Source organism: Streptomyces sp. AA1529 (assembly GCF_000280905.1).
GTDB lineage: Bacteria > Actinomycetota > Actinomycetes > Streptomycetales > Streptomycetaceae > Streptomyces.
Genome location: NZ_ALAP01000015.1, coordinates 23651 through 41108, shown reverse-complemented (window position 1 = coordinate 41108; position 17458 = coordinate 23651). Strand labels below are relative to the sequence as shown.

General features: G+C 71.2%; 14 protein-coding genes and 1 riboswitch. Of the genes, 7 read left to right on the top strand and 7 right to left on the bottom strand.

The window, feature by feature from the left end; translation table 11 throughout:
- Positions 1 to 23 precede the first annotated feature (23 nt).
- Positions 24 to 287 (top strand): WhiB family transcriptional regulator, encoded by a 264-nt coding sequence (locus tag A949_RS0102945; RefSeq protein ID WP_016469673.1) that lies wholly within the window; start codon positions 24 to 26, stop codon positions 285 to 287.
- Between the two features lie 211 nt (positions 288 to 498).
- On the opposite strand, the gene A949_RS0102940 is transcribed toward A949_RS0102945, so the two are convergent.
- The 7 genes from A949_RS0102940 to A949_RS0102910 all read right to left on the bottom strand — a co-directional run bounded on the left by A949_RS0102940 (position 499) and on the right by A949_RS0102910 (position 9168).
- Positions 499 to 1968 carry a sensor histidine kinase gene (locus tag A949_RS0102940; protein ID WP_026004289.1) on the bottom strand — a complete coding sequence of 490 codons (1470 nt, stop codon included), beginning with the start codon at positions 1966 to 1968 and terminating at the stop codon, positions 499 to 501.
- 490 nt (positions 1969 to 2458) lie between these two features.
- Positions 2459 to 3109, bottom strand: a complete 651-nt coding sequence (locus A949_RS0102935) for a class II aldolase/adducin family protein (RefSeq protein WP_019354511.1) — start codon at positions 3107 to 3109, stop codon at positions 2459 to 2461.
- 13 nt (positions 3110 to 3122) lie between these two features.
- Positions 3123 to 4184: an SIS domain-containing protein gene (locus A949_RS0102930; RefSeq protein WP_019354510.1), complete on the bottom strand. Its 1062-nt coding sequence runs from the start codon at positions 4182 to 4184 to the stop codon at positions 3123 to 3125.
- 132 nt (positions 4185 to 4316) lie between these two features.
- Positions 4317 to 5858 carry a glycoside hydrolase family 3 protein gene (locus A949_RS0102925; protein ID WP_019354509.1) on the bottom strand — a complete coding sequence of 514 codons (1542 nt, stop codon included), beginning with the start codon at positions 5856 to 5858 and terminating at the stop codon, positions 4317 to 4319.
- Between the two features lie 122 nt (positions 5859 to 5980).
- Positions 5981 to 6811 carry a carbohydrate ABC transporter permease gene (locus A949_RS0102920; protein WP_019354508.1) on the bottom strand — a complete coding sequence of 277 codons (831 nt, stop codon included), beginning with the start codon at positions 6809 to 6811 and terminating at the stop codon, positions 5981 to 5983.
- Complete coding sequence (locus A949_RS0102915; RefSeq protein WP_026004287.1) at positions 6811 to 7833, bottom strand: carbohydrate ABC transporter permease; 1023 nt, start codon at positions 7831 to 7833, stop codon at positions 6811 to 6813. The genes A949_RS0102920 and A949_RS0102915 overlap by 1 nt, the downstream gene beginning before the upstream one ends.
- Before the next feature lie 66 nt (positions 7834 to 7899).
- On the bottom strand, positions 7900 to 9168 hold the full coding sequence (locus tag A949_RS0102910; protein ID WP_026004286.1) for an extracellular solute-binding protein: 1269 nt from the start codon (positions 9166 to 9168) through the stop codon (positions 7900 to 7902).
- Positions 9169 to 9445: 277 nt separating this feature from the next.
- Here A949_RS0102910 and A949_RS0102905 point away from each other — a divergent pair, with 277 nt between their 5' ends.
- The 6 genes from A949_RS0102905 to A949_RS0102880 all read left to right on the top strand — a co-directional run bounded on the left by A949_RS0102905 (position 9446) and on the right by A949_RS0102880 (position 17372).
- Entirely contained in the window at positions 9446 to 10240 is a 795-nt protein-coding gene (locus A949_RS0102905; RefSeq protein WP_019354505.1) for a GntR family transcriptional regulator, read from the top strand.
- Between the two features lie 194 nt (positions 10241 to 10434).
- Positions 10435 to 12621 (top strand): carbon starvation CstA family protein, encoded by a 2187-nt coding sequence (locus A949_RS0102900; protein WP_019354504.1) that lies wholly within the window; start codon positions 10435 to 10437, stop codon positions 12619 to 12621.
- A gap of 20 nt (positions 12622 to 12641) precedes the next feature.
- Complete coding sequence (locus A949_RS0102895) at positions 12642 to 12845, top strand: CstA-like transporter-associated (seleno)protein (protein WP_026004285.1); 204 nt, start codon at positions 12642 to 12644, stop codon at positions 12843 to 12845.
- Between the two features lie 108 nt (positions 12846 to 12953).
- Positions 12954 to 13451, top strand: a complete 498-nt coding sequence (locus A949_RS0102890; protein ID WP_026004284.1) for a GNAT family N-acetyltransferase — start codon at positions 12954 to 12956, stop codon at positions 13449 to 13451.
- 159 nt (positions 13452 to 13610) lie between these two features.
- Positions 13611 to 13745: riboswitch (cobalamin riboswitch) on the top strand.
- 160 nt (positions 13746 to 13905) lie between these two features.
- Complete coding sequence (locus tag A949_RS0102885; protein WP_019354501.1) at positions 13906 to 16347, top strand: ribonucleoside-diphosphate reductase subunit alpha; 2442 nt, start codon at positions 13906 to 13908, stop codon at positions 16345 to 16347.
- Positions 16347 to 17372, top strand: coding sequence for a ribonucleotide-diphosphate reductase subunit beta (locus tag A949_RS0102880; RefSeq protein WP_019354500.1), 1026 nt, complete (start codon positions 16347 to 16349; stop codon positions 17370 to 17372). The genes A949_RS0102885 and A949_RS0102880 overlap by 1 nt, the downstream gene beginning before the upstream one ends.
- Positions 17373 to 17458: the final 86 nt, after the last annotated feature.

The following is a 17458-nucleotide window of genomic DNA, read 5'->3' as shown; positions in this document are numbered from 1 at the left end:
ACACACGAGGAGAGGTAGCAGCCATGGACTGGCGTCACCACGCCGTTTGCCGCGAGGAAGACCCCGAGCTGTTCTTCCCCATCGGCAACACCGGTCCCGCGCTGCTGCAGATCGAGGAAGCCAAGGCTGTCTGCCGCCGCTGCCCCGTCATGGAGCAGTGCCTGCAGTGGGCTCTGGAGTCGGGTCAGGACTCCGGTGTCTGGGGTGGTCTGAGCGAGGACGAGCGCCGCGCGATGAAGCGCCGTGCCGCCCGCAACCGGGCGCGGAACAACGCCGCGACCGCCTGACACGCCTGACACCAGCCCTGCACCAGCGGCAGCCCGAGACGCAGCACGCAGTGCCCTCGGAGCGCCCAGCAGTACGCGGAGCGCCCGCACAACTCAAAGCAGAGCGTGAAGCGCCGAGCCCCCCGTCCTCGCCCAGGGACCGGGGGCTCGGCGCTTTCGTCGCGCTCCCCGGCGAACGGCTCCGGGACGCCGCCGGACCGGCTCCGGGACGCTAGCCAGCGGCCACCGGGAGGTCGAACAGCACCCGGGTGCCGCCCGTGCTGCCGGGGAGCATGTCGAACGTGCCGCCCAACTCCCCCTCCACCAGTGTCCGGACGATCTGCAGCCCGAGGTTGCCGCCGCTCCCGGGGTCGAAGCCCGCGGGCAGACCGCGGCCGTTGTCCTGCACCGTGACCAGCAACCGCGCCCCGTCCTGCCCGGTGGCCGCGCCGCGCACCGCGTGCACCTCGACGGCGCCCTGCTCCTCGGCGCCGAACCCGTGCTCGATGGCGTTCTGCAGGACCTCGGTGAGCACCATGGACAGCGGCGTGGCGACCTCGGCGCCGAGGATCCCGAAGCGCCCCGTGCGGCGTCCGGTGATCCGGCCGGGTGAGATCTCCGCCACCATCGCGAGCACCCGGTCGGCGATCTCGTCGAAGTCCACCCGCTCGTCCAGGTTCTGGGACAGCGTCTCGTGCACGATGGCGATCGAGCCGACCCTCCGCACCGCCTCGCCGAGCGCCTCCTTGCCCTGTTCCGAGTCCATCCTGCGGGCCTGCAGGCGCAGCAGCGCGGCCACCGTCTGGAGGTTGTTCTTCACCCGGTGGTGGATCTCCCGGATGGTGGCGTCCTTGGTGATCAACTCGCGTTCGCGGCGGCGCACTTCCGTGATGTCCCGCAGCAGGATGAGCGAACCGATCCGGGTGCCCTTGGGCTTGAGCGGGATGGCGCGCAGTTGGACGATGCAGTCGTTGGCCTCCACCTCGGCTCCGCGGGGCGCCCAGCCGCTGGCCAGCTTGACCATGGCCTCATCAACCGCCCCGCGGGCGGGAGCCAGTTCCGCGGTCGCCTCGCCCAGGTGCAGCCCGACCAGGTCGGCGGCGAGTCCCAGCCGGTGGTAGGCGGACAGCGCGTTCGGGGAGGCGTACTGCACATGGCCGTCGGCGTCCAGCCGGATCAAGCCGTCCCCCACGCGCGGGACATGGTCCATGTCCACCTCGTGCCCGGGGAACGGGAAGCTGCCCGCCGCGATCATCTGTGCGAGGTCGGAGGCGCTCTGCAGATAGGTCAGCTCCAGCCTGCTGGGGGTGCGGACCGTCAGCAGATTGGTGTTGCGCGCGATGACCCCCAGGACCCGCCCCTCGCGGCGGACCGGGATGGACTCGACCCGCACCGGCACCTCCTCGCGCCACTCCGGGTCCCCCTCCCGCACGATCCGGCCCTCGTCCAGAGCCGCGTCCAGCAGCGGCCGGCGCCCCCGGGGCACCAGATGGCCGACCATGTCGTCCTGGTGCGAGGTGGGACCGGTGTTCGGGCGCATCTGGGCGACCGAGACGTAGCGGGTGCCGTCCAGGGTGGGCACCCACAGCACGAGGTCGGCGAAGGACAGGTCGGCGAGGAGCTGCCACTCGGAGACCAGCATGTGCAGCCACTCCAGCTCCACGGCGGAGAGGGCGGTGTGCTGGCGTACGAGGTCGTTCATGGAGGGCACGGGGCCGAGGGTACGGCAGGCCGCCGCGCGGGCCGGCGCCACCCGGCTCCGGCCGGGTTCCCGGTCGGCGCGCGGCGGACCGGAGGGGGTGCCGCGGGACGGCGGAAACGCGCGATCCGTAGACAGACAGCCGTGGTCTAGTCCAGAATCCTTCCGGAAGAACTTCTGTCCTCCCCGCACAGGAGGGCGGATCGAGGTCCGCGGCGCTCTCTGCCCTGACAGCGCCGGGGCCTTGCAGCTCCGGGCTGCGGTGCCGGACGGGTTGAGGGTCCCGTACCGGCGCCGCGGCCCGTAGTGCGTTCCGGGCCCGGTGCGGGTTCCGAGCCGCCCACGGCCCGCCGCCGCCTCTCCGGTGTCCGGGACCGTCCGGGGCCGGCTGCGGCCCTCCTCCGGCCTCCGGCACCGCGGAGGGTCCCGGAGGCAGCCCGGAGGGTCCCGGCGTCGAGCCGCGGAGAGGGATGCCCGCGGCCCCGGGCACGGCTCAGGCGTGCCGGATCGCCTCGTCCGCCGGTACCGGGAAGCGCGTCGTGCGGTCCCCCAGCAGCAGCGCGCGGTAGGTGGCCGTGGCCGCCTCCTCCAGGTTCATCGCCCGCCGGAAGGCCATCCCGACGTGCTCCCCCAGCGCCGAGCAGCCGTGGTGCGCCAGCAGCACGCAGTTGTGCTCCTTGGCCTGCTCGGCGGCGGTGTCGGCGAGTTCGTCCGAGCCGTTCGGGAAGAAGCCGGTACGGCCGACGGAGCGCACGTACACCGCGTGGTCCAGGGTCAGCAGCCGGATCTCGTGGCCGAGTGCGTCGACCAGCACGGCGTGCTGCGGGTGCATGTGGACGATCGCGTTGACGTCCTCGCGCACCCGGTAGGTGCGCTGGTGGAGCTTCCACTCGCTGGAGGGCTGCGGGTTGCCGCCGACGATCTCGCCCGCCAGGTTCATGACGGTGAAGTCCTCCGGCGCCAGCCGGTCCAGCCAGGTGCCCGCGCCCGTGACCACGAACTCCTCGGAACCGGGCAGCCGGGCCGACAGATTGCCGCCGCTGGCCAGGACGAAGCCCCGGCGCACGGCGGTCGCCCCGACGTCGATGAGCTGCTCCACCAGGCCGTCGGTGGTGGTCGCCTGCTTCATGGACGGCTGCGCCATGCCACGCCCCCGTTCAGCGGGTCTCGGTGACCTTGGCGAGGGAGCGGGGCGCGTCCGGGTCCTGGCCGCGCGCCATGGTGACCTCGTAGGCGAGCATCTGCAGCGGCAGGATCTGGATCAGCGGCTGCAGCTCCTCGGGCAGCCCCTCGGTGGGGAGCGCGAAGCCGGCCGACGCCCGCTCCACCTCCTCGCGGCGGCCGATGACCACCAGGTCGGCGCCCCGGTCGCGGAGCCGCTCCAGCACCGGCTGCAGGGCCTCGCCGCCCTTGCCGTCGGCGACCACGGCGATCACCGGCGAGATGTTGTCCACCATCGCCAGCGGGCCGTGCAGCAGGTCGGCGCCGGAGTAGGAGAGGGCCGGGATGTAGCTGGTCTCCATGAGCTTCAGCGCGGCTTCCTTCGCCGTCGGGTAGCCGTAGCCGCGCGAGGTGAGCACCATGCGCTCGGCGAACCGGTAGCGCGCCGCCAGCGCCTTGACCTCGCCCCTGCGCTCCAGCACCGCCTCGGCGAGTCCGGGCAGCGCCTTGGCGGCCTCGGTGCCCCCGCCGCCGCGCAGGCCGTCCACGAACAGGTAGAGCGCCAGCAGCTCCGCCGTGTAGGTCTTGGTGGCGGGCAGCGCCTTCTCCGGGCCGGCCAGCACGTCGATGTGGAATTCGCTCACCCGTGCGAGCGGCGAGTCGGCGTTGTTGGTGACGGCGAGTGTGATCGCGCCCGCCTCCCGGGCCGCCTCCGTGGAGGCCACCAGGTCCGGGCTGCCGCCGGACTGGCTGATGGTGATCACCAGGCAGTCGGTGAGGTCGGGGCGCGCGCCGTACGCGGTCGTCGTCGACATGGAGGTCAGCCCGCACGGCTTGCCGAGCTGGATCTCCAGCAGGTACTTCGCGTACAGCGCGGCGTTGTCCGAGGTGCCCCGCGCCGTGAGCAGGACGAAGCGGGGGTTCTTCGCGGCGATCCGCTCGGCCACCTCGCGGATGGCGGGAGCGCCCTCGTCCAGGATGCGGCGCAGCACGGCCGGCTGCTCGGCCATCTCACCGGACATGACGGTGCCCGGCTCGGACGGGGCGTTCGAGGACATGCGGGTCCCTCCCAGGGGTGATGTTCGCGTGCGGTCGCGGTTCGATCCTACGGCGTGGCGGTTGGGCACGTTTTGCCCCGGGTCGGCTCCGGGTCCCGGTCCCGGGCCCCGGCCCTGGAGTGGGACCGGGGCTCAGCCGCGGGCGATGACCTCGGCCGCGGCCCGCCCGCAGACCCGTGCCGCACCGTGCGTGGCGATGTGCAGGGCGCCCTGCGGCGGCGCCTGGGGCAGCCCCATCTCGACCACCACGGTGTCCTCGCGGGCGGCGACCAGCCGCGCCACCGCGTCCGCCATCCACGGGTGGCGGTGCAGGTCGCGGACGACCACGACGACGGGCCGCTCCCCCGCGTCGGCGAGCACCGCGGCGCCGACGTCCCCGTCGGCGGCCCGGTAGGTGCCCGTCCGGGTTCCCGGCACCATCCGCTCCAGCTCGGCGGCGGGGCCCCAGGGGGTCTCGTCACCGACCGCGATGTTGGCCACCGAGGTGAGGGCCGCGACGTACAGCGGCCCGGCCGGGCGGCGGTGGCCCTCCAGCCCGGTCACCACCAGCGCGCGCCGCGCCGCCTCCAGCCCGATGCCCGCTTCGGCACCGGACGGGTCCGCGCGGAGGGCGGGGTCGGCCGGACCCCCCGTGTCCGGCCGCCGCACCCCCCGCGCCCACGCGGCCAGGCCGCGCACCCGTGCCGCGGCGTCGGCGAGCCGCTCCTCGGCCAGCTCGCCGTCCCGCACCGCGCGCACCAGCGCGTCGCGGAGCCCCAGCACGGTGTCCTCGCCGGCCAGTCCGCCGCCGACGCAGATGGCGTCGGCCCCGGCGGCCAGCGCGAGGACGCTGCCGCGTTCGAGGCCGTAGGTCGCGGAGATGGCCCGCATCTCCATTCCGTCGGTGACGATGAGCCCCTGGTGGCCCAGGCCGCCCTGGTCGCGGGGGGCCCGCAGCAGTCCGGTGAGCGCGGCGGGGCTGAGGGTGCCGGGGCGCGTGGCGTCCAGCGCCGGGAGCAGGATGTGGGCGCTCATCACGCACTTGCTGCCCGCTTCGACCGCCGCGGCGAAGGGGACGAGCTCGCGGGCCCGGAGGGTCTCCAGGTCGGCGTCGATGCGGGGCATGTCGTGGTGCGAGTCGACGGCGGTGTCCCCGTGCCCGGGGAAGTGCTTGACGCAGGCCGCGACCCCGGCCGCCTGGAGGCCCTCGACGTAGGCGACGGTGTGCCGGGCGACGAGCTGCGGGTCGCCGCCGAAGGAGCGCACCCCGATGACGGGGTTGTCCGGGTTGGAGTTGACGTCTGCGGAGGGCGCCCAGTTGAGGTTGACGCCGGCCGCGGCGAGCCGGCTGCCCAGTTCGAAGGCCACCGCCCGGGTCAGGTCGGGGTCGTCGACGCGGCCGAGGGCGAGGTTGCCGGGGTAGGAGGAGCCGGTCCGCACCTCCAGCCGGGTGACGTCGCCGCCCTCCTCGTCGATGGCGACCAGCAGGTCCGGGCGGACGTCGCGGAGCTGCTCGGTGAGCAGGGCGAGCTGCTGGGCGGATTCGATGTTCCGCCCGAACAGGCCGACCGAGGCGAGCCCCTCCTCCAGGTGCCGCAGCAGCCAGGCGGGGGCGGAGGTTCCGGCGAAGCCGGGCTGGAGGACGGCGAGGGCGTCGCGGGTGAGGGTGTCCGGGGCTCGGAGTGAGGTGGTCATGCGGCGCGGTGTCCCTTCACTTCCCTGCTGTGCCGAGGGGTCGGGCGGCGGTGTCGCACAGTGGTCCCTGTCGTCCCTGTGTCCCTGTGGTCGCTGGTTCCTGTGTCCCGTTGTTCCTCGGCCTATCCCTTGACCGCGCCGGAGGCCAGACCGGCGACGGCCTTGCGCTGGAGGTAGAGGAAGAGCAGCAGGATCGGCACGGCGAAGAGGGAGGCTGCCGCCATGGTGGCACCCCAGTCGTCGCCGAAGGCGGTCTGGAACTTCGACAGCCACAGCGGGAGCGTCTGCGCCTCGTCGTCCTTGTTGAGGATGAGCACCAGGGGGAACTCGTTCCACGCCGTGATGAATCCGAACAGCGAGGTGGCCATCAGGCCCGGGGCCAGCAGCGGGAAGATCACCCGGCGGAACGCCTGGAGCCGGGTGCAGCCGTCGACCATGGCCGACTCCTCCAGGTCCTTGGGCACGGCGGCGACGTAGCCGCGCAGGGTGATGATCGTCAGCGGCAGCACCATGACGGTGTAGAAGAGGGTGAGCGGCACCAGGCTGTTCAGCATCTCGGCGTCGCGCACGATCATGTAGATCGCGATGACCATGACCTCCCAGGGTGCCATCTGGGCGACCATGAAGGTCAGCAGGATGCCCTTGCGGCCCTTGAACCGCATCCGGGCGAGCGCGAACGAGGCGAAGAGCGCCACGAGCAGCGAGATTCCGACGGCCAGCACGGTGACGGTGACGGAGTTGCGGACCAGCGTCCAGAAGTTCTCGGCGTTGACCGCCGTGCTGAAGTGCTCGAAGGTCGGCGAGGTGGGGAACCAGACCGGGTCCTCGCTGATGATCTGCCCGTTCGGTTTGAACGCCGTGTTGAACATCCAGTACACGGGAAAGGCGAACGCCACGAACAGCACCAGTGCGGTCGCGTTCGGCCATATCCGGCCCAGCAGTGACCGTCGCATCAGGCCCTGCCCCCCTTGCTCTTCTCGGAACCCTCGGCCTCGTCCGCGCTCTCCTGCCGGATCACCAGCCGCAGGTAGTAGGACATCAGGGCCAGCAGGATCAGGATCGTCAGGACGGAGATCGCCGCACCGGCTCCGTAGTGCTGGTTGCCGACGCCCTCCACGAACGCGTACACCGGCAACGTCTCGGTGAGCCGGTCGGGACCGCCCTGGTTGATGGCGAACACGTGCGGGAACGCCTTGAAGATCCAGATGACTTCGAGGAACGTCGCGACCATCAGGAACGGCTTGAGGAACGGGAAGGTGACGTTCTTGAAGCTCTGCCACGCCCCCGCGCCGTCCAGTGCCGCGGCCTCGTACAGCTCCTTGGCGATGGTCGTCGTCGCGGCGTAGAGGTTGATCGCGACGAACGGGACGGATGTCCACACCAGCAGCAGCGAGATGACGAAGAACGTGGACAGCTGCGTCCCCGTCCAGTTGTAGTCGGCCATCGAGTCGAAGCCGAGCTTGGCCAGCACCCAGTTGACGACACCGAACCGCTGGGCGAACAGCCACTGGTAGACGGTCGTGGCGGCGATGATCGGCATCGCCCAGGCCAGCACCAGGGCGATCGAGAGCAGCAGCCGCATCTTGGACCCGAGCCGCGCGAGCAGCAGTCCGACGAGGGTGCCGACCACGATGATCACGACGACATTGACGAGGGTGAAGATCACCGACCGCAGGGTGACCCGCCAGAACGTGTCGTTCCCGAGCGTGTCGGCGTAGTTCTCGAACCCGTTCCACTCGGTGACGTGCTGGATCAGCTGCGTCATGTTGAGGTTCTGGAACGACAACATGCCGTTGGTGACCAGCGGATACCCGAGGAAGACCGCGGTCAGCCCGAGGGCGGGCAGCAGCAGGAGGTAGGGCAGGGTGCCCTTCCTGGCGAGCCGGCCGGCGCGCGGCGGCGGGCCGGACACCTCCACCGTCCTGACGGGCGTCCTGCCACGAGGAGGTGCCGCCTCATCGGTTTTCACAGACATTCAAACTCCCACCCGGTGGTGGGGGCGGTGCCTGGCACCGCCCCCACCCCCGCCCTGGCGAACGGGTCACTGCTTCTGCGACAGCCTCTTGTTCATCTCGCCCTCGACAGCCTTGGCGGCGTCGGCGTGCGACTTCCCCTTCAGGACCGACGTCATATAGGTCTTGATCGGGTTGGGCGGGTTCTCCACGGCACCCCACTCGGGGATGAGCGGCGTCAGACCGCCGCCCTCGACCGCGGGCGCGGCGGCCTCGGCGGCGGGGTTGCCCTTCAGATTGCTCTGCAGCGCGGACTTGTTGGGGATGACCCCGCCCTCCTTGGCGAGCTCGCCCTCGTACTTGTCGGACAGCGCGATCTTCAGGAACTCCTTGGCGAGCTCCTGCTTCTCGCTGCCGGCCGCGACGGCGAGGTTCGAACCGCCGAGGAAGACGCCCTCGGGCTCGTCGGCGGTCTCACCCGGGATGGTGAAGTAGCCGATGTCCTTCTCGATCTTCTTGTTGGCCTTGATCGCGGTGGCCGCTTCCCAGCTCAGTCCGATGAAGGCGCCCGTCTTGCCCTTGGCGAAGACCTCGGCCTGCTGCGGGGTGGCCTCGTCCTTGTCCTTGGGCGCCTCGGAGTAGGAGGCGTACTTCTTGTAGATGTCCATGGCCTTGCCGACCTTGGGGTCGGCGAGGTTGGAGACCCACTTCCCGCCCTTCTTCTTCACCAGGTCGGCGTCCTGGCCGATGAGCAGGCCGTCCAGGAAGTACCAGTTCTGGCCGGGCATGTAGAGGGGCTCGGCGTCGGTCTTCTTGCCGATTTTCTCGAGCGCGTCGAAGAATTCCTGGCGGGTCTCGGGTGTGCCCTCGATGCCCGCCTCGGACCAGATCTTCTTGTTGTAGATGACGGTGCGGTTGACGGCGAACCAGGGTGCCGCGTACTGCTTTCCGTCGTAGACCGCGGACTTGTTGAGGGAGGGCGTCCAGTCCTTGCCCAACCCCTTCTTCAGGTCGCTGAGATCGGCCAGTCCGCCGGTGCGGGCGTACGCCGGGGTCTGGGTGTTGCCGACCTCGATCACGTCCGGCGGGTCGGACTCGGAGAGGGCGGTGGTGATCTTCTGCTGGATGCCGTTCCACTGCTGGACTTCCAGCTTCAGCTTCGCACCGGTCTTCTTCTCGAAGGCCGCCTTGACGTCCTTGGTCCACTGATCGGGCGTGGAGCCGTCCATCGCCCAGAGGGTCAGGGTCTGGCCCTTGAAGCTCTCGGGGCCGTCCTTCTTGTCGCCGTCCGACCCGCAGGCCGCGACGTTCACCATCAGCGCCGCGACACCGGCCGCGGCAATGAGGCCCCTATGTATGCGTACCACAGCATTCTCCCCTGCACACTGGAACGCTCCGCACCGCAAATCCGGAGTGGCTTCCGGACGGAGTTGGTTTAGACCAATGAGATGAAGAGAGCTTGGCCTAGACCTTTAGGGGTGTCAACGGTGTATAAAGCTCGCTGTCGGTTCCGTTATCGGAACGACATCTGAGCTGGGACGCCCGCCCGGACCGGGGCCGTGCCACGATGTGAGCCGCTACGCAACACGGAGGAAGCCGGTGACGGCAGCACCACAGGAGTCGGGAAGGCGGGCCATGAGCACGGACGGGGGCGGCGCGGTCGCGCCGGCCGCGGCGGACACCGGGTCCGCGGGCGGCAACGGATCGGCGGCCCGCACCGCGCGCGTGCCCAAGTACTACCGGCTGAAGCGGCACCTGCTGGAGATGACCGAGACCCTGCCGCCGGGCACCCCGGTACCGCCCGAGCGGACGCTGGCCAGCGAGTTCGACACCTCGCGCACCACCGTGCGGCAGGCGCTCCAGGAACTCGTCGTCGAAGGGCGCCTGGAGCGGATCCAGGGCAAGGGCACCTTCGTCGCCAAGCCCAAGGTCTCGCAGGCGCTGCAACTCACCTCCTACACCGAGGACATGCGGGCCCAGGGACTCGAACCCACCTCGCAACTGCTGGACATCGGCTACGTCACCGCCGACGACCGGCTCGCCGTGCTGCTGGACATCCCCGCGGGCGGACGCGTCCTGCGCATCGAGCGGCTCCGGCTGGCCAGCGGCGAACCCATGGCGATCGAGACCACCCATCTGTCCCAGAAGCGGTTCCCCGCGCTGCGCCGCAGCCTGGTCAAGTACTCCTCGCTCTACACCGCACTCGCCGAGGTCTACGACATCCACCTGGCGGAGGCCGAGGAGACCATCGAGACCTCACTGGCCACCCCGCGCGAGGCCGGGCTGCTGGGCACCGACGTCGGACTGCCGATGCTGATGCTCTCGCGGCACTCCCGGGACACCGCCGGGGAGCCGGTGGAGTGGGTGCGTTCGGTCTACCGTGGGGACCGCTACAAGTTCGTGGCCAACCTCCAGCGCCCCACGGCCTGACCCCGCCGCCCCGCCACCGCCGGTCGGCGCAACCGGCGGCTCCGCGCCGCGAGTTCCCCGTTCCACGCCGCGGATCGCGGTTCCCCCCCTCCCGAGGTATGGCGCCGATCAAGGCGGTGTTCTACGGTCGGCCTGCTGTCGTGGTAGGCGCGCCACCTCGAATGGTGCGCAGGTGAGGTCGAGGAGGGACGCGCGTGCCCAGCACTGCACACCCGGCCGGCAAGCTCGGTCCACGCTCCATAGCCGTCTGGACAGCCGTCGCACTGATCGGCGCGGCAGGCTGGGCCATGCTCGCCCTCGCCCGCGGCGAAGAGGTCTCCGCCGCGTGGATGGTGGCGGCCGCACTCGGCTCCTACGCCATCGGCTACCGCTTCTACGCGCGCTTCATCACCACCCGGGTGCTGCGCGTCGACAAGACGCGGGCCACACCCGCCGAACGGCTCGACAACGGCATCGACTTCCACCCCACCGACCGGCGCGTGCTGCTCGGCCACCACTTCGCCGCGATCGCGGGCGCCGGCCCGCTGGTCGGCCCGGTGCTGGCGGCCCAGATGGGATATCTGCCGGGCACCATCTGGATCGTCGTCGGCGTGATCCTGGCCGGCGCCGTCCAGGACATGGTGACGCTCTTCTTCTCCATGCGGCGGGACGGCAAGTCGCTGGGGCAGATGGCGCGCGAGGAGATCGGCCCGGTCGGCGGCGCGGCGGCGCTGCTCGCCGTTCTCGCCATCATGATCATTCTGCTGGCGGTACTGGCGCTGGTCGTCGTCAACGCGCTGGCCGAGTCGCCCTGGGGCACCTTCTCGATCGGTATGACGATCCCGATCGCGCTGCTCATGGGGTTCTGTCTGCGGGTGCTGCGCCCCGGGCGGGTCACCGAGGTCTCGCTGATCGGCATCGCGCTGCTGCTGCTCGCCCTGGTGGCCGGACGATGGGTCGCCGAGTCCTCCTGGGCCGACACCTTCACCCTGGAGCCGGGCACTCTGGTCGTCTGGATCCTGGTCTACAGCTTCATCGCCTCCATCCTGCCGGTGTGGATGCTGCTGGCGCCGCGCGACTACCTGTCGACGTTCATGAAGATCGGCACCATCGGGCTGCTGGCCGTCGGTGTGGTGGTGACGCTGCCGACGCTGAAGATGGCGGGCATCACCGACTTCGCGGGGGTGGGTGACGGGCCGGTGTTCGCCGGTTCGCTCTTCCCGTTCGTCTTCATCACCATCGCCTGCGGCGCCCTGTCCGGCTTCCACGCGCTGATCTCCTCGGGCACCACGCCGAAGATGATCCAGAAGGAGACCCAGATCCGGATGATCGGCTACGGCTCCATGCTGATGGAGTCGTTCGTCGCCATCATGGCGATGGTCGCCGCCAGCATCATCGACCCGGGCCTCTACTTCGCGATGAACGCGCCCGCCGGCGTCATCGGCGACAACGTGCAGGCCGCCTCCGAGGCGGTGCGCAGCTTCGGGTACAGCATCTCCCCCGACCAGCTGGCCGCCGCCGCCAAGGCCGTCGAGGAGCAGTCGCTGCTCTCCCGGACGGGTGGAGCACCCACCCTGGCGATCGGGGTGTCCAACATCTTCTCGGAGGTCGTGGGCGGCTCCGGGATGAAGGCGTTCTGGTACCACTTCGCAATCATGTTCGAGGCGTTGTTCATCCTGACCGCCCTGGACGCCGGCACCCGGGTGGGCCGGTTCATGCTCCAGGACATGCTCGGCAACGTCTACAAGCCCTTCCGCCGGGTGAGCTGGTGGCCGGGCCTGCTGCTGTCCAGCGGCGTCATCGTGGCGCTGTGGGGCTACTTCCTGTGGGTGGGCGTCCACGAGCCGCTCGGCGGGATCAACCAGCTCTTCCCGCTCTTCGGGATCGCCAACCAGCTGCTGGCCGCCGTCGCCCTGGCGGTCTGCACCACGCTGCTGGTCAAGTCCGGACGGCTGAAGTGGGCGTGGGTCACGGCCGTACCGCTGGCGTGGGACGCCGTCGTCACACTGACGGCCAGTTGGCAGAAGGTCTTCTCCACCGACCCGAAGATCGGCTTCTTCCAGCAGCGCGCCGACTACCAGGAGGCCATCGACCAGGGGAAGGTCATCGCCCCCGCCAAGAGCATGGACGACATGCACACGGTGGTCACCAACTCGACCGTGGACGGGGTCCTCTCGGCGCTCTTCGCGCTGCTGGTCGTCGTCGTCCTCGCCGACGCGGCCCGCACCTGCGTGCGCGCGGTCCGCGACCCGGAGGGCACCCGGATGCACGAGGCGCCCTACCGGAAGTCGACCCTGACGGCGCCCGCCGGACTGATCGCCACCAAGGAAGAGAAGGCCGAGCTGGCCGAAGCGGCCGCAGCCGGGCCGTCCGGCGGCGGAGCGGACGGGGACTCCCGGTGAGCGCGGCAGCCGCCGACCGGATGCTGCGCCGGCTGCTGCGCGCCGGACGCTGGGTGCGCTGGTATGTGCGCGAGCTGACCGACGAGGGCGCCTACGACCGGTATGTGGCCCATGTGCGCCGGTACCAGGGCCCGGACGCGGAGGTCCCCGGCAGGAAAGAGTTCGAGCGGCGCCGCACCGACGCCCGCGAGGGCGACCCGCGCGAGGGCTTCCGCTGCTGCTGAGTACGCGCCCGCCGGGTGCGGTCGCACGGCTCCGCCGACCACCCCGGCGGCGCCTTCCGGCAGCCGGCGGCGGGCCGCGGTGTCGGTGGTGTGGCGGATGATGACGGCATGGACATCACCGTGAGAACGGCCAGGCCCGAGGAGTACCCGGAGCTCGGCGAGTTGGTCGCCCGGGCCTATCTGAGCGGCGGGCTGCTGGACCTCGGCGAGGCGGACCCGTATCTGGAGACCCTGCGGGACGCGGCGGGCCGCGCCGGCCACGCGGAGCTGCTCGTGGCCGAGGGGGACCGGGGCGAACTGCTGGGCACCGTCACCTTCGTCGGCCGCGGCGGGCCCTTCGCGGAGCGGGCGCGGCAGGACGAGGGCGAGTTCCGGATGCTCGGCGTGCGCGAGTCGGCACGCGGACGCGGGGTCGGGGAGGCGCTGGTGACGGCCTGCTCGGACCGGGCCCGCGCGCTGGGGCTCTCGGGGCTGGTGCTCTCGACCCAGCCGACCATGCATGCCGCCCACCGCCTCTACCGGCGCCTCGGGTTCCGCCGGGACGCCGGGCGGGACTGGAGTCCGGTCCCGGGCGTCACCCTGTGGGCCTACGCGCTGCGCCTGTGAACGCGCTCCCGCCCGGGCCGACCGCCGCGTCCGGCCCGGGTGGCCGGTCTCCGCGCCGGTGCCCGGCACCCTGCCGGGGGCGCTGCGGGGAGCCGGAGCCGTTGCCCGACACGACGCGGGACGGCACAAGATATGGGGTGCCTGCTTAAGCCGAGCACAAGATGTATGGTGTCTCACGGCTGTCGCCCTCGACGCAGGGGAATCCGGTGCGAATCCGGAACTGTCCCGCAACGGTGAGGGGCCGGCGCGAGCCCGCCCGCAAGTCCGAGTACCTGCCGGCGGCGGCCCGAAGAACGTCCAGGTCTCGTGGGTCGGACCGGTGGGCGGAGCGCGCCGTGCCCTGAACAGGGGTCCGGGCCCGGAACCGGGCTCGGTGCCCGAGCGGGGCGGCCGGGCGCGCGCCTCTCCCCCCGTGCGCTGCCCACGGCCAGTGAGCAGCGAGGGAGAGCACCGCGTGACCGTCACCACCGCCCCCACCCTTCCGGCACCCGCCACCCCCGGCTCCGCCACGGGAGACGAGGCCGGCGAGGACCCGTCGGCCGCCGCGTTGCGCGCGACCCTCGCCGCGCTCACCGCCGACCTCCCGGACGCGGACCCGGCGCCGGTACTGGCCGCGGCGCTGCGCGGCAGGCAGCCCGGCGCCGACGCGGTGGAACTGCGCACCCTGGCCATCGAGTCCGCGGCCGGCCGCATCAGCGAGGATCCCGCGTACTCCCGGCTGGCGGCCCGGCTGCTGACCCTCGCGATCCGGGACGAGGCGGCCGCGGAAGGCGTCGTCTCGTTCTCCGACGCGGTCGCACTGGGCCACGCGGAGGGGCTGATCGCGGACGGCACGCACGCGTTCGTCCGCCGGCACGCCGACCGGCTGGACGCGCTGGTGCGGGAGGCCGTCGAGGACGGCGCCGACGACCGGTTCGGGTATTTCGGGCTGCGGACGGTCCACTCCCGCTACCTGCTGCGGCACCCGATCACCCGGCGCCCCGTCGAGACGGCGCAGCACTTCCTGCTCCGGGTGGCCTGCGGACTGGCCGCTGACGAATCGCCGCAGGCCCTCGCGGAGGTGGCCGACTTCTACCGGCTCACCAGCTCCCTCGCCTACCTGCCCTCCTCCCCCACGCTCTTCAACTCCGGCACCCGCCACCCGCAGATGTCCTCCTGCTATCTGCTCGACTCCCCCCAGGACGAACTGGACTCGATCTACGAGCGCTACCAGCAGGTCGCGCGGCTGTCCAAGCACGCGGGCGGCATCGGTCTGTCGTACTCCAGGATCCGCTCCCGCGGAGCGCTGATCCGGGGCACCAACGGCCACTCGAACGGCATCGTGCCGTTCCTGCGCACGCTGGACGCTTCGGTGGCCGCGGTCAACCAGGGCGGCCGCCGCAAGGGAGCGGCCTGCGTCTACCTGGAGACCTGGCACGCGGACCTGGAGGAGTTCCTGGAACTGCGGGACAACACCGGCGAGGACGCGCGCCGCACCCACAACCTCAATCTGGCGCACTGGATCCCGGACGAGTTCATGCGCCGGGTCGAGGCGGACGAGCAGTGGTCGCTCTTCTCCCCGTCCGAGGCGCCGGAGCTGGTGGACCTGTGGGGGGAGGAGTTCGACGCCGCCTACCGCCGTGCCGAGGCGGCGGGGCGCGCGGTCAAGCGGCTGCCCGCGCGGCAGCTGTACGGCGCGATGATGCGCACCCTCGCGCAGACCGGCAACGGCTGGATGACGTTCAAGGACGCCGCGAACCGCACCTCCAACCAGACCGCGGAGCCGGGCAACACCGTGCACTCCTCGAACCTGTGCACGGAGATCCTGGAGGTCACCGACGACGGGGAGACCGCCGTCTGCAATCTGGGCTCGGTGAACCTGGCCGCACACCTGGGCGAGGAGGACGGCGGCCCGCTGCCGGACCGGATGGACTGGGAGCGGCTGGACGCCACGGTCCGCACCGCGGTGCGGTTCCTGGACCGCGTGGTGGACATCAACTTCTATCCGACCGGGCAGGCCGCCGTCTCCAACTCCCGCTGGCGGCCGGTGGGCCTGGGAGTGATGGGCCTGCAGGACGTCTTCTTCCGGCTCGGGCTGCCCTTCGACTCCCCGGAGGCCCGCGAGCTGTCCACCCGGATCGCCGAGCGCATCATGCTGGCCGCCTACGAGACCTCCGCCGAGCTGGCCGAGCAGCACGGGCCGCTGCCCGCCTGGGAGGCGACCCGCACGGCGCGCGGCGTGCTGCACCCCGACCACTATCCGGCCACGGCCGGGGAGCGGGCCTGGCCGCAGCGGTGGGAGGCGCTGCGGGCACGGATCTCCCGGACCGGGATGCGCAACTCACTGCTGCTGGCGATCGCTCCGACGGCCACCATCGCCTCCATCGCGGGCGTGTACGAGTGCATCGAGCCGCAGGTCTCCAACCTGTTCAAGCGCGAGACGCTCAGCGGCGAGTTCCTCCAGGTGAACACCTATCTGGTCGCGGAGCTGAAGCGGCTGGGGCTGTGGGACGCGCGCGCCCGGGAGGCGCTGCGCGAGGCCAACGGCTCGGTGCAGGAGCTGGAGTGGGTGCCCGCGCAGGTCCGCGCGCTCTACCGGACGGCCTGGGAGACCCCGCAGCGGGCGCTGATCGACATGGCGGCGGCCCGCACCCCGTATCTGGACCAGAGCCAGTCGCTGAACCTCTTCCTGTCCTCGCCCACCATCGGGAAGCTCAGCTCGATGTACGCCTACGCCTGGAAGCGCGGCATCAAGACCACGTACTACCTGCGGTCGCGCCCCGCGACCCGGATCGCGCAGGCGGCCGGAGCCACCGCTTCGGTGCCCGCCCCCGCCCCCGCTCCCGCTCCCGCGACGGCCGACGAGGCCCTCGCCTGCTCCCTGGAAAACCCCGAGTCCTGCGAGGCATGCCAGTAATGACGACGAGCGACCCGACAGCCGCCAAGAACCTGCTCGACCCGGGCTTCGAACTGACGCTGCGCCCGATGCGCTACCCGCACTTCTACGAGCGCTACCGCGACGCGATCAAGAACACCTGGACCGTGGAGGAGGTCGACCTCCACTCCGACGTCGCCGACCTGGCCAGGCTCACCCCGGGCGAACAGCACATGATCAGCCGGTTGGTGGCGTTCTTCGCCACCGGGGACTCGATCGTGGCCAACAACCTGGTGCTGACGCTCTACAAGCACATCAACTCGCCCGAGGCGCGACTGTATCTGTCCCGGCAGCTGTTCGAGGAGGCCGTGCACGTCCAGTTCTATCTGACGCTGCTGGACACCTATCTGCCCGACCACGACGAGCGCGCGGCGGCCTTCGCCGCGGTGGAGAGCATCCCCTCCATCCGGGAGAAGGCGCAGTTCTGCTTCCGCTGGATGGACGCCGTCGAGAACATCGGCGAGCTGGCCTCCCGCGAGGACCGGCGGCGCTTCCTGCTCAACCTGATCTGCTTCGCCGCCTGCATCGAGGGGCTGTTCTTCTACGGCGCGTTCGCCTACGTCTACTGGTTCCGCTCGCGCGGGCTGCTGCACGGGCTGGCCACCGGGACCAACTGGGTGTTCCGCGACGAGTCGATGCACATGTCCTTCGCGTTCGACGTGGTGGACACCGTGCGCCAGGAGGAACCCGAACTCTTCGACGCGGAGCTGGAGAAGCAGGTGACGGCGATGCTGGAGGAGGCCGTCGAGGCGGAGCTGCAGTTCGCCCGCGACCTGTGCGGGGACGGCCTGCCGGGGATGAACACCGACTCCATGCGCGAGTACCTCCAGGCGGTCGCCGACCAGCGGCTGCGCCGGCTGGGCTTCCCGGAGCGCTACGGGTCCGGCAACCCCTTCACGTTCATGGAGCTGCAGAACGTCCAGGAGCTGACGAACTTCTTCGAACGCCGCCCCTCGGCCTACCAGGTGGCGGTGGAGGGTTCGGTCTCCTTCGACGACGAGTTCTGAGGAACGCCCCACAGACCCCGGGCGGGGGCCAGGTGGCCCAGGCTCCCGCCCGGTTTCCACCGCCGCACCGGCGGCCCGGGCACTCG